The organism is Streptomyces sp. NPDC000410, assembly GCF_040300305.1.
GTDB lineage: Bacteria > Actinomycetota > Actinomycetes > Streptomycetales > Streptomycetaceae > Streptomyces.
The window spans coordinates 1-12,828 of sequence record NZ_JBEPDM010000048.1 but is presented as its reverse complement, the minus strand read 5'-3'; the positions used below and the strand labels follow the sequence as shown (position 1 = coordinate 12,828).

Sequence of the window (12,828 nt, the reverse complement as noted above, 5' to 3'; positions counted from 1 at the left end):
TTACGAGTGCTGCTGGGCGGAGTACGGCGGGAGGTTCTTGATCCGCTCGGCAGGGAGGTGGGCGAGCGGCCCGTCCTCGTCTGCCGGGTCATCGAGGTCGAGGAGGCCGGCGTCGGCGAGGCGCTGGAGCCCGGCGCGAAGGTCGGCCTCGCTGTGCGTCTCGCCGAGGACCCCATGGCGGATCGGGGGGCCTCGGTGGGTGGGATCCGGACGCATCCCACCTATCGTGATCGGAACGGGGCGCTCGGGCTGGAGGCGGCGAGTTCGGGGTTCTCTCGGGCGAACTCCTCCCGGGGCCGGGCGTTCTCCTCGTCGGCCGCGCGGTGCGTGCCTCCTCGGCCTGGGCGCGCTGCTCGGCCTCCGCGCGGTCGCAGGCTTCCCGTTCGACGGCCTCCGCGTCCAGTTCTTCGGTCAGCCGCGCGGTGGCCCCCGCCTGCTGGGCGCAGTGCTCCTCCTCGGCAGCCCAGCGGGCGGCCGGCGACTGCCCGGCCGCGGCTGCCCGCTGCTCGCCGAGGCAGTACGGGCACATGCCCGCGCCGACCGGCAGTTCGCCGACGCCCTGAAGACGGCCAGGGCGGAGGGCGCCGCGCGCCGCGACGACCTCCCGCACGACGAGTACCGCTGCAACCACCACAAGTGCCGCTGTCCGCTGTGCACCAAGGCCGCCGGCACCGCCCGCGCCGCACGCCGACACACCGCCCCCGAACACGACAGCACCGTTGCCGAGGTGGTCGACATCGGCGGCCCGGCCGACAAGTCCCCTCCTTCCACTGGGCGTCGGCCTGGCAGAAGATCAGACGCGTGGAGCGTCACTGTGGCGTTGGTGACATCCGTGACGCTCGAGCCGGGGCGAGGCGCCCTCCGCCCCGCCGCCGCACCCGTCGGCGCCCGAACGACCCTGATCCCGCGTGCTCTTCGGCCGACGGCACCCGCCCGTGCTCCGATTGACAAACCAACCGTGCTGTTTTTTACTCGGGATGGAGTTCAGAGCCCGCAGCTCGTCCTGACCGGTGCGGAAGCGGTGGCCCTGCAACGCGCCGACCTGGCGCGCACCAACGAGGGGATCCTGATGAACATCGACGTACTGGGCGCGCTCACCGCGCACGAGAACGGCATTTCGATCACGCCCACCGCCCCCAAGCCGCGTCAGGTGCTCGCGCTTCTCGCGCTCCACGCCGACCAGGTGGTTCCCGTGGCCGCCCTCATCGAGGAGCTCTGGGGCGAGAACCCGCCGCGCAGCGCGCGCACCACGCTGCAGACGTACGTGCTGCAGCTGCGCGACCTGATCGGCAAGGCCCTCGCCCGGGGAGCGGACGCGGGGACCGTCACCGCCAAGGACGTTCTCGTGACGCTTCCGGGCGGCTACCGGCTCGACACCCGTGGCGGCCGTCTCGATTTCCGCGAGTTCGAGCGGAGCGCGGGCGCGGGCTACCGGGCCATGGACGCCGAGGACTACACCGGCGCCTCCGAGCGGCTGGGCGAGGCCCTCGCCCTGTGGACCGGAGGCGCGCTCGCCGACGTCCAGGCGGGCGGCCGGATCGCTCTGGAGGCCAGGCGCCTGGAAGAGGCCCGGCTGTGCGCCCTCGACCAGCGCATCGAAGCCGACCTGCGGCTCGGCCGCCACCGCGAGCTGCTGTCCGAACTGACGGTCCTGGTCAATCAGCACCGGATGCACGAGAGCCTGCACGCCCAGTTCATGATCGCGCTGCACCGCTCCGGCCGCCGGGGCGAGGCGCTGAGCGCCTACCAGCGCCTGCACACCACGCTGGTGCAGCAGTTGGGCATCGAACCGTCTCCGGCACTGGGCCGTCTGCAGCGGTCGATCCTGACGGCCCACCCCGAGCCGGCGGCTCCCGCCGAGACCCCGGCCGCGCGCCCCGCGCGCGGCGTCACCAGGGCACCGGTACGCAACGGCTACCTGGCCGCCCAGGTGAGCTGACCGGAACGGCTCCCTCGTGCCCCTCCTCGCCGGCAGGGCCTGGCCGTAGCGCCCTGCGGCGTGGGGGCCCCGGTCCCCGATCCGGCCCGACCCCCTAGCGCGTCGCCAGCGTCAGGGCCGTCATCAGACACCGGGCCTGCACATTGAGATAGTTGCCGTGCCGCAGCAACGCCCGCGCCTGCGGCACCGACACCCAGCAGAAGTCCGGTGGCAGATCGTGCGTGTCCACCTCGTCCACCCCGTCCACCTCGTCCAGCTCGACGATCAGATTGCGGGTCAGCGCGTGGTGGAAGCGCCCGCCCTCCTCGGACTGCTCGGAGTCGAACAGCACCCGCCCGGCGGGCGGTGCGAGCAGCGTGTCCAGGAACTCTGGGCGGCGCACGCCCGGCCCGTTCAGATGACTCGGTGAGCACTGCACCGTGGGCCCGAATTCGGCCACGTTCAGGGCGCCCGCCTCCACCCGGGCCCGCAGCAGCACGTGCGGCACCCCGTCGACGCGCCGCACGAGCAGCCCGGCGAGTCCCGCCACCGGGGCGAGCAGCGGCTGGGACCAGCGGGCCACCTCGCGTCCGGCCGCCTCCACGGTCACGCCGAGCACCGTGAAATGCCGGCCGTCGTGCCGCCCGATGCCGTCCCGGGTCCGCCGCCACGGGCTCGTGGAGTCCTCCAGGACCTTCCGCAGCGGAAGCTGCTCCTGGGCCAGTTCGTACCTGAACCGGGCGTCGGCCAGGGCCGAGAGCACCTCGGCGAACGAGTGCAGGGCATCGTCCTCACCCGCCGGGTCCGGCGGCCCGCCGCGGCCCTCGGGCACCTGCCGCGGCAGCGTCGCCAGGACCGCACGGCTGTCCATGTTCACCAGGTGGTCGCGGTGGAGCAGCGCACCGACCTGACGCAGCGACAGCCAGCGGAACCCGTCGAGCGCGGGCACGTCCTCGTCCGTCATGACGACCACGTTGCGGTTCCGCTTGTGCAGGAACCACCAGCCCTGCTCGGACTGGAGCGAGTCGGCGAGCACCCTCCCGTCGCGCCGGTCCCCGGTGAAGTACTCCGTGTACGGCACGCGGCGGCCCCGGTGCACTCCCGTGAAGTTGCTGCGGGTGGCCTGGACGGTCGGTGACAGCTGCAGCCCGTTGACGTTGCCCGGCTCCATCTTGGCCTGCATCAGGCAGTGCACCTCGCCGCGGTGCTCCTTGAGCAGCATGCCGAGCAGCCCGACCTCGCGCTGCACGATGACGGGCTGGGTCCAGCTGCGCGGCCGCTGTCCCTCGGTGCCGAAGTCGGTGGTGGCGCGCAGCCCGGAGACGGAGAAGAACCGGCCGGAGGAGTGCACCAGATCTCCGGTGTCCCGGCAGAAGCGCCAGCCCGGCAGCGAGTCGAGCGGCGCGCGCCGCACGGTGTGGCGATGCCTGCGGCGCTGCTCGTCCAGCCACCGGTCGAAGGAGGCGTCCCGTGCCACGTCGGGAGGCGGTGCGGTCGACGATGAGGCCATGCGGCCATGGTCCGGGGCCCCGCTCGAGGCCCGGTCGACGACGGCCGGCCGGCCCGTCGAGTTCGCGGGCCGGGCGCCGCGGACCACCCCGTGCTCCGGGCCGCGTCAAGCTCTCCTTGAGGAACCGTGTGCACACTTGCCGAACATGAAGGCCCTCATACTGTCGGGAGGGACGGGGTCCCGGCTACGCCCCTTCACCCACTCGACCGCCAAACAACTGCTGCCCGTAGCCAACAAGCCCGTTCTCGTGCACTGCCTGGAGAACATCCGCGACGCGGGCGTCACCGAGGCGGCCGTCGTCGTCGGTACACACGCCGCGGAGATCTTCCAGGTGGTCGGCGACGGTTCCGCGTTCGGGCTCCGTCTCACCTATCTGCACCAGGAACACCCGCTGGGGCTCGCGCACTGCGTCCAGCTCGCGGGCGACTTCCTCGGCGACGACGACTTCGTCATGTGCCTGGCCGACAACGTGCTCGCGGACGGCATGGCGAAGGCCGCCCACGCCTTCGCCGCCGACCGCGCCGACGCGTTGCTGCTCGTGCAGCCGGTGGCCGATCCGCGCGCCTACGGGGTGGCCGAGGTCGGCGCCGACGGCCGGGTGCACCGCCTGGTCGAGAAGCCGGCCGAACCCGCCAGTGACCTCGCCGTGCTCGGCGTCTACTTCTTCACCTCCCGGATCCACCGGGCGGTCGCCGGGCTGCGCCCCAGCGCCCGGGGCGAACTGGAGATCACCGACGCCATCCAGCGCCTCGCCGACGACGGCGCGCTGGTGCGCGCCGAGCGCTACGACGGCTACTGGAAGGACACCGGCAGGGCGGAGGACCTGCTCGACTGCAACCGGGAACTGCTCGGGCGGCTGCCCGGGCCCGCCGTGCACGGGGACGTCGACGCCGCCAGCACCCTGACCGGCCCGGTCGTGATCGAGCCGGGAGCCCGGGTACGCGGCAGCCACCTGGTGGGGCCGCTGGTGATCGGTGCCGGAAGCACGGTGACCGACTGCACCGTCGGGCCGTACGTCTCCGTCGGCCGCGACTGCGTCCTGCGGCAGTCCGCCGTCGCCGACTCGATCCTCCTGGAGGGCGCCGCCGTCGACGGCGTCCCCGCCCTCGACCACTCGATCATCGGCCGGTGGGCCCGGATCGGCCGCTCCACCGCCGCCGGGCACCAGCTGTTCGTCGGAGACCATGCCAACGCGGAGGTGGCGGCGTGAGGCCTCCGCGTGTCCGGTCGGGAGTGCCTCGACCGCGGCTCGTGCTCCGCCGCGGCGCGCCACTGCCCGTACTCCACCGGCCCACGTACCCGGCCTCATGGGTGCTTTGACCGGGGCACGAGCGGCAGGCGAGCCACCCCGGCGAAAGTGGCCGGAGAGCCGAGCCCGGCCGCGACGGCGGCACGCTCCGTGAGAACCGTGCACCGCCGTGCCCCAGGAGGCCGAGGCAGGAGTCCCCGCACGACCTCGACCTCGACCTCGATCGCGACCGTTTCCGCAACCGCGGCCGGCACCCCCTGATGTGCCGCCGGCCCCCAGCCGTTCCCCGCCCGACCGCGGGCCGTATCCCCCTCCCCCCTACCTCTACCTCCTACAAGGAACCTGGAGAGCCATGTCTCGTCGCCTTTTCACCTCGGAGTCCGTGACCGAGGGTCACCCCGACAAGATCGCCGACCAGATCAGCGACGCCGTCCTCGACGCGCTGCTGCGCGAGGACCCGGCGTCCCGCGTCGCCGTCGAGACGCTCATCACCACCGGCCAGGTGCACGTGGCGGGCGAGGTCACGACCAAGGCGTACGCGGACATCCCGGCCCTGGTACGCGACAAGATCCTCGAAATCGGCTACGACTCCTCGAAGAAGGGCTTCGACGGCGCCTCCTGCGGCGTCTCGGTCTCCATCGGCGCTCAGTCCCCGGACATCGCGCAGGGCGTGGACACCGCGTACGAGAAGCGGGTCGAGGGCGACGACGACGAGCTGGACCGGCAGGGCGCGGGCGACCAGGGCCTGATGTTCGGCTACGCCAGCGACGAGACCCCGAACCTGATGCCGCTGCCGGTCGAGCTGGCCCACCGTCTCTCGCGCCGCCTGACCGAGGTCCGCAAGGACGGCACCGTCCCCTACCTGCGCCCGGACGGCAAGACCCAGGTCACCATCGAGTACCAGGGCAGCCGCCCGGTCCGGCTCGACACGGTCGTGGTCTCCTCGCAGCACGCGAGCGACATCGACCTGGGATCGCTGCTCACGCCCGACATCCAGGAGCATGTCGTGCAGTACGTCCTCGACCAGCTCGCGGAGGACGGCATCAAGCTGGAGACCGAGGGCTACCGGCTGCTGGTCAACCCCACCGGGCGGTTCGAGATCGGTGGTCCGATGGGCGACGCCGGCCTCACCGGCCGCAAGATCATCATCGACACCTACGGCGGCATGGCCCGCCATGGTGGCGGAGCCTTCTCCGGCAAGGACCCGTCCAAGGTGGACCGTTCGGCCGCGTACGCGATGCGCTGGGTCGCCAAGAACGTCGTCGCCGCCGGGCTCGCCCGCCGCTGCGAGGTCCAGGTCGCCTACGCGATCGGCAAGGCCGAGCCGGTCGGCCTGTTCGTCGAGACCTTCGGCACCGCGACCGTCCCGCAGGCCGACATCGAGCGGGCCATCTCCGAGGTCTTCGACCTGCGCCCGGCCGCCATCATCCGCGACCTCGACCTGCTCCGCCCGATCTACTCCCGGACCGCCGCCTACGGCCACTTCGGCCGCGAACTGCCCGACTTCACCTGGGAGCAGACCGACCGCGCCGAGCTGCTCAAGGCCGCGGCCGGACTCTGATCCGCCCTCCACCGACCGACGACCGGCCCCAGACCGGCCGGCCGACCCAGCGGCCTCTGCCCCGGCCCACGCACCCAACGGGAGTGCTCACGTGCGTATCGCGGTGTCCGGCTCGATCGCCACGGACCATCTGACCGTGTTTCCCGGCAGGTTCACGGACCAGCTGATCCCCGGACAACTGGACCATGTCTCTCTGTCGTTCCTCGTCGACGACCTCGAAGTACGGCGCGGCGGCGTCGCCGCCAACATCGCCTTCGGGCTCGGCGGGCTCGGCCTGAGACCGCTCCTGATCGGCGCGGTCGGCAGCGACTTCGGGCCGTACGAGGTGTGGCTCAAGGAGCACGGCGTCGACACCGGAGGCGTCCTGGTCTCCGGCGAACGCCAGACCGCCAGGTTCATGTGCACCACCGACCAGGACGCCAACCAGATCGCGGCGTTCTACGCGGGCGCCATGGCCGAGGCGCGCGACATCGACCTGGCGGCCCTGACCGGGGACACCGGGGCCGGCCCGGCCGCCGCCGGCGCCCGGCCGGACCTGGTCCTGATCGCGCCCAACGATCCCGAGGCGATGCTCCGCCACACCCGGCAGTGCCGGGAGCTGGGCATCCCGTTCGCCGCCGACCCCTCGCAGCAGCTCGCCCGCCTCGACGGCGGGCAGGTGCGTGACCTGGTGGACGGCGCCCGCTGGCTCTTCACCAACGAGTACGAGGCCGCCCTGCTGCTCGAACGCACCGGCTGGACCCACGGCCGGATGCTCGACCGGGTCGGCACCTGGATCACCACCCTCGGCGGGAGCGGCGCCCGCGCCGAACGCGCCGACGGCACCTTGCTGCACGTACCCGCCGTGCCCGACGTCCCGGTGGCCGACCCGACCGGCGTCGGTGACGCGTTCCGGGCCGGTTTCCTCGCCGCCACCGCCTGGGGTCTGGCCCTGACGGCCGCCGCCCGGCTCGGCTGCGCGGTCGCGGCCGAGGCGATCCGCACCGTCGGCTCCCAGTCGTACGACGCCACCCCCGACCGGCTCCTCGCCAACCTCACGGCCGCGTACGGCGCCGACGCCGCCGCGGAGTCGGCACCCCACCTGGAGGCCGCCACGCGCGAGGGCGGCGACGCCTCGTGACGGCGGCTGCGGAAACCCTCAGGGAGGCACTCACCTCCCGTGTGGTGGTCGCCGACGGGGCGATGGGCACGATGCTCCAGGCGCAGGACCCGACGATGGAGGACTTCCAGCAGCTGGAGGGCTGCAACGAGGTCCTGAACGTCACGCGCCCCGACATCGTGCGCTCGGTCCACGAGGCGTACTTCTCGGTGGGCGTGGACTGTGTGGAGACCAACACCTTCGGCGCGAACTACGCGGCGCTGGCGGAGTACGACATCGCGGAGCGGAACTTCGAGCTGTCGGAGTCCGGTGCGCGGATCGCGCGTGAGGTCGCCGACGAGTTCACGGCCTCGACCGGCCGGCAGCGCTGGGTCCTGGGCTCGATGGGGCCGGGGACGAAGCTGCCCACGCTGGGCCACATCACGTACGCGACGATCCGGGACGCCTACCAGATCAACGCGGAGGGTCTGCTGACCGGCGGCGCGGACGCGCTGCTGGTGGAGACGACCCAGGACCTGCTCCAGACCAAGTCCTCCCTCATCGGCGCGCGCCGGGCCATGGAGGCCCTCGGCGTCAGCGTCCCGCTGATCTGCTCGGTGACGGTGGAGACGACCGGCACGATGCTGCTCGGTTCGGAGATCGGCGCGGCGCTGACGGCGCTGGAGCCGCTCGGCATCGACATGATCGGGCTGAACTGCGCGACCGGCCCGGCGGAGATGAGCGAGCACCTGCGGTATCTGGCGCGCAACGCCCGCATCCCGCTGTCCTGCATGCCCAACGCCGGCCTGCCCGTGCTGACCAAGGACGGCGCGCACTACCCGCTCTCGGCCGCCGAGATGGCGGACGCGCAGGAGGGGTTCGTCCGCGAGTACGGGCTCTCGCTGGTGGGCGGCTGCTGCGGTACGACACCGGAGCACCTGCGGCACGTGGTGGAGCGGGTTCGGGGCCTTGTGCCCACGGTGCGTGAGCCGCGTCCGGAGCCGGGTGCCGCCTCCCTGTACCAGACGGTGCCGTTCCGGCAGGACACCTCGTACATGGCGATCGGTGAGCGGACGAACGCCAACGGGTCGAAGAAGTTCCGCGAGGCGATGCTGGAGGCCCGTTGGGACGACTGTGTGGAGATGGCGCGCGACCAGATCCGCGAGGGCGCGCACATGCTGGACCTGTGCGTGGACTACGTGGGCCGTGACGGCGTCGCGGACATGAAGGAGCTGGCCGGGCGCTTCGCGACCGCGTCCACCCTTCCCGTCGTGCTGGACTCGACCGAGGTTCCCGTGATCCGGGCGGGCCTGGAGATGCTCGGCGGGCGCGCCGTCATCAACTCCGTGAACTACGAGGACGGTGACGGGCCGGAGTCGCGTTTCGCGAAGGTGACCCGCCTCGCCCAGGAGCACGGTGCCGCGCTGATCGCGCTGACCATCGACGAGGAGGGCCAGGCCAGGACCGTCGACGACAAGGTCGCCATCGCGGAGCGGCTGATCGCGGACCTGACGGGGAACTGGGGGATCCGGGAGTCGGACATCCTCATCGACACGCTGACCTTCACCATCTGCACCGGCCAGGAGGAGTCCCGGGGCGACGGCATCGCGACGATCGAGGCGATCCGCGAGCTCAAGCGCCGCCACCCGGACGTGCAGACCACGCTCGGTCTCTCCAATATTTCCTTCGGCCTCAACCCGGCCGCCCGTGTCCTGCTGAACTCGGTCTTCCTGGACGAGTGCGTGAAGGCGGGCCTGGACTCGGCGATCGTCCACGCGAGCAAGATCCTGCCGATCGCCCGCTTCGACGAGGAGCAGGTCGAGGTCGCACTGGATCTGATCTACGACCGGCGCGGCGAGGACTACGACCCGCTGCAGAAGCTGATGGCGCTCTTCGAGGGCGTCAACATGAAGTCGATGAAGGACGGGCGGGCGGAGGAGCTCCTCGCGCTGCCCCTGGAGGAGCGGCTTCGGCGCCGCATCATCGACGGGGAGAAGAACGGCCTGGAGACGGACCTCGACGAGGCCCTTCAGACCCGGCCCGCCCTCGCCATCGTCAACGACACCCTGCTGGAGGGCATGAAGGTCGTCGGTGAGCTGTTCGGCTCCGGCCAGATGCAGCTGCCGTTCGTCCTCCAGTCGGCCGAGGTCATGAAGACGGCCGTGGCCCACCTCGAGCCGCACATGGAGAAGTCCGACGACGAGGGCAAGGGCACGATCGTCCTCGCCACCGTCCGCGGCGACGTCCACGACATCGGCAAGAACCTCGTCGACATCATCCTGACGAACAACGGCTACAACGTCGTCAATCTCGGCATCAAGCAGCCCGTCTCGGCGATCCTGGAGGCCGCCGAGGAGCACAAGGCCGACGTCATCGGCATGTCCGGCCTCCTCGTGAAGTCCACCGTGATCATGAAGGAGAACCTGGAGGAGCTGAACCAGCGCAAGCTGGCCGCCGACTTCCCCGTCATCCTCGGCGGCGCCGCGCTCACCCGCGCCTACGTCGAGCAGGACCTCCACGAGATCTACGACGGCGAGGTCCGCTACGCCCGCGACGCGTTCGAGGGCCTGCGCCTGATGGACGCCCTGATCGCGGTCAAACGAGGCGTCCCCGGCGCCGCCCTCCCCGAACTCAAACAGCGCCGCGTCCCGAAGCGGGAGCTGGTACTGGAGGAACCGCAGGACGTCGGACGCTCCGACGTCGCCACCGACAACCCGGTGCCCGCCCCGCCGTTCCGGGGCACCCGCGTCGTCAAGGGCATCCAGCTCAAGGAGTACGCCTCCTGGCTGGACGAGGCCGCCCTCTTCAAGGGCCAGTGGGGACTCAAGGGGGACACCGTCGAGAGCGAGGGCCGGCCGCGGCTGCGGATGTGGCTCGACCGGCTGCGGACGGAGAACCTGCTGGAGGCGGCCGTGGTCCACGGCTACTTCCCCTGCGTCTCCAAGGGCGACGACCTGATCATCCTGGACGAGCACGGCGCCGAGCGCACGCGCTTCACCTTCCCGCGCCAGCGCCGCGGCCGCCGCTTGTGCCTGGCCGACTTCTTCCGCCCGGAGGAGTCCGGCGAGACCGATGTGGTCGGCCTCCAGGTCGTCACCGTCGGCTCCAGGATCGGCGAGGCCACGGCCGAGCTCTTCGCGGCCGACTCGTACCGCGACTACCTCGAACTGCACGGACTGTCCGTCCAGCTCGCCGAGGCCCTCGCCGAGTACTGGCACGCCCGCGTCCGCGCCGAACTCGGCATCGACGGCAGTGATCCGTCCGCGATGGAAGGCATGTTCCGCACCGAGTACCAGGGCTGCCGCTACTCGCTCGGCTACCCGGCCTGCCCGGACCTGGAGGACCGCGCCAAGATCGCCGAGCTGCTCCGGCCGGAACGTATCGGCGTCCAGCTCTCCGAGGAGTTCCAGCTCCACCCCGAGCAGTCCACCGACGCCATCGTGATCCACCACCCCGAGGCGAGCTACTTCAACGCGGGCAAAGGACGCTGATGCCGACCTTCTCCTTCGAGTTCTTCCCGCCGAGGACGCCGGCGGGTGAGCGGACCCTGTGGCGCGCCCTGCGCCGCGTCGAGGCACTGCGCCCCGACTACGTCTCCGTCACCTACGGGGCCGGCGGCTCCTCCCGGGACCGCACCGTCGACCTCACCCGCCGCATCGCCGCCGAGACGACGCTGCGCCCGGTCGCCCACCTCACGGCCGTCGGGCACTCGGTGGCCGAGCTGCGGCAGATCATCGGGCAGTACGCCGACGCGGGCATCCGCGACGTCCTCGCGCTGCGCGGAGACCCGCCCGGTGATCCGCTCGGCACCTGGACCCCCCACCCCGAGGGCTTGACGCACGCCTACGAGCTGGTCGAACTCGTCCGCTCCCTGGGCGGGTTCACCATCGGCGTGGCGGCGTTTCCGGAGCGCCACCCGCGCTCGCCGGACTGGGAGAGCGAGATCCGGCACTTCGTGGCCAAGTGCCGGGCGGGTGCCGACTACGCGATCACGCAGATGTTCTTCCACGTCGAGGACTATCTGCGGCTCCGGGACCGGGTCGCCGCCGCCGGCTGCGACATCCCGATCATCCCCGAGATCATGCCCGCGACCGACGTACGCCAGATCGGCCGTTTCGCCGAACTCAGCGGCGCCTCCTTCCCCGAAGAACTGGCCCGCCGGCTCGAAGCCGTCCGCGACCAGCCCCACGAGGGACACCGGATCGGTGTCGACCACGCCACCGCCATGGCCGAGAGGCTGCTCGCCGAGGGCGCCCCCGGCCTGCACTACATCACGCTGAACAAGTCCACCGCGACGGCGGAGATCCACCGCAACGTGCTGGGCTCGGCAGCGGACTTCGTCCCGAACCCAAGGAGCACACATGTCCTCGCCCACGGCTGACTTCACGGACTTCAAGGTCGCCGACCTCTCCCTGGCCGCCTTCGGCCGCAAGGAGATCACCCTCGCCGAGCACGAGATGCCCGGTCTGATGGCGATCCGCAAGGAGTACGCCGCTTCGCAGCCCCTCGCGGGCGCCCGGATCACCGGCTCGCTCCACATGACGGTCCAGACGGCCGTGCTCATCGAGACCCTCGTCGCCCTCGGCGCCGAGGTGCGCTGGGTGTCGTGCAACATCTACTCCACCCAGGACCACGCGGCCGCCGCGATCGCCGCGGCCGGCATCCCGGTCTTCGCCTGGAAGGGCGAGACCCTGGAGGAGTACTGGTGGTGCACGGAGCAGGCCCTGACCTGGCCGGGGCAGGCGGGGCCGAACATGATCCTCGACGACGGCGGAGACGCCACCCTCCTCGTCCACAAGGGCGTCGAGTACCAGAAGACGGGCCGGCTCCCGGCCGCCGACAACGAGGAACTCGCCGTCGTCCGCACCCTGCTGGAGTCGAGCTCCATCGACTGGACCGCCCTCGCCTCGGAGATCCGTGGTGTGACGGAGGAGACCACGACGGGTGTGCACCGTCTGTACGAGATGCAGCGTGACGGTGTCCTCCTGTTCCCGGCGATCAACGTCAACGACGCGGTGACCAAGTCGAAGTTCGACAACAAGTACGGCTGCCGCCACTCCCTGGTCGACGGCATCAACCGCGCCACCGATGTTCTGATCGGCGGCAAGGTCGCGGTCGTCTGCGGCTACGGCGACGTCGGCAAGGGCTGCGCGGAGTCGCTGCGCGGCCAGGGCGCGCGCGTCATCGTCACCGAGATCGACCCGATCTGTGCCCTGCAGGCCGCCATGGACGGCTACCAGGTCACGACCCTGGACGACGTCGTCGAGATCGCCGACATCTTCATCACGACCACGGGCAACAAGGACATCATCATGGCCTCGGACATGGCCAGGATGAAGCACCAGGCGATCGTCGGGAACATCGGTCACTTCGACAACGAGATCGACATGGCCGGCCTGGCGAAGATCGACGGCGTCGTCAAGGACGAGGTCAAGCCGCAGGTGCACACCTGGACGTTCCCGGACGGCAAGGTGATCATCGTGCTGTCGGAGGGCCGTCTGCTGAACCTGGG

9 protein-coding genes are annotated in these 12,828 nt (G+C 71.3%); 7 read left to right on the top strand and 2 right to left on the bottom strand.

The window, feature by feature from the left end:
• Positions 1-216: a hypothetical protein gene (locus ABT342_RS31220; protein ID WP_351581301.1), complete on the bottom strand. Its 216-nt coding sequence runs from the start codon at positions 214-216 to the stop codon at positions 1-3.
• Positions 217-1,069: 853 nt separating this feature from the next.
• Here ABT342_RS31220 and ABT342_RS31215 point away from each other — a divergent pair.
• Positions 1,070-1,939 carry an AfsR/SARP family transcriptional regulator gene (locus ABT342_RS31215; protein WP_351581355.1) on the top strand — a complete coding sequence of 290 codons (870 nt, stop codon included), beginning with the start codon at positions 1,070-1,072 and terminating at the stop codon, positions 1,937-1,939.
• Positions 1,940-2,033: 94 nt separating this feature from the next.
• Here ABT342_RS31215 and ABT342_RS31210 read toward each other — a convergent pair whose 3' ends face one another.
• The gene (locus ABT342_RS31210; protein WP_351581299.1) at positions 2,034-3,428 is read right to left on the bottom strand and encodes an NDP-hexose 2,3-dehydratase family protein; all 1,395 of its coding nucleotides are present in this window, start codon (positions 3,426-3,428) and stop codon (positions 2,034-2,036) included.
• Positions 3,429-3,573: 145 nt separating this feature from the next.
• Here ABT342_RS31210 and ABT342_RS31205 point away from each other — a divergent pair, with 145 nt between their 5' ends.
• The 6 genes from ABT342_RS31205 to ahcY form a co-directional block, all read left to right on the top strand.
• Entirely contained in the window at positions 3,574-4,638 is a 1,065-nt protein-coding gene (locus tag ABT342_RS31205) for a glucose-1-phosphate thymidylyltransferase (RefSeq protein WP_351581297.1), read from the top strand.
• Positions 4,639-5,029: 391 nt separating this feature from the next.
• Positions 5,030-6,238 carry a methionine adenosyltransferase gene (gene metK, locus ABT342_RS31200; RefSeq protein WP_351581295.1) on the top strand — a complete coding sequence of 403 codons (1,209 nt, stop codon included), beginning with the start codon at positions 5,030-5,032 and terminating at the stop codon, positions 6,236-6,238.
• A gap of 91 nt (positions 6,239-6,329) precedes the next feature.
• Positions 6,330-7,358, top strand: coding sequence for a carbohydrate kinase family protein (locus ABT342_RS31195; protein WP_351581293.1), 1,029 nt, complete (start codon positions 6,330-6,332; stop codon positions 7,356-7,358).
• Positions 7,355-10,807 (top strand): methionine synthase, encoded by a 3,453-nt coding sequence (gene metH / locus ABT342_RS31190; RefSeq protein ID WP_351581291.1) that lies wholly within the window; start codon positions 7,355-7,357, stop codon positions 10,805-10,807. Before ABT342_RS31195 ends, metH begins: the two co-directional genes overlap by 4 nt.
• Positions 10,807-11,697 (top strand): methylenetetrahydrofolate reductase [NAD(P)H], encoded by an 891-nt coding sequence (metF, locus tag ABT342_RS31185; protein ID WP_351581289.1) that lies wholly within the window; start codon positions 10,807-10,809, stop codon positions 11,695-11,697. Before metH ends, metF begins: the two co-directional genes overlap by 1 nt.
• Positions 11,678-12,828 (top strand): adenosylhomocysteinase (gene ahcY / locus ABT342_RS31180; RefSeq protein ID WP_351581286.1); only part of this gene is annotated, 1,151 nt, incomplete at its 3' end. The genes metF and ahcY, both read left to right, overlap by 20 nt.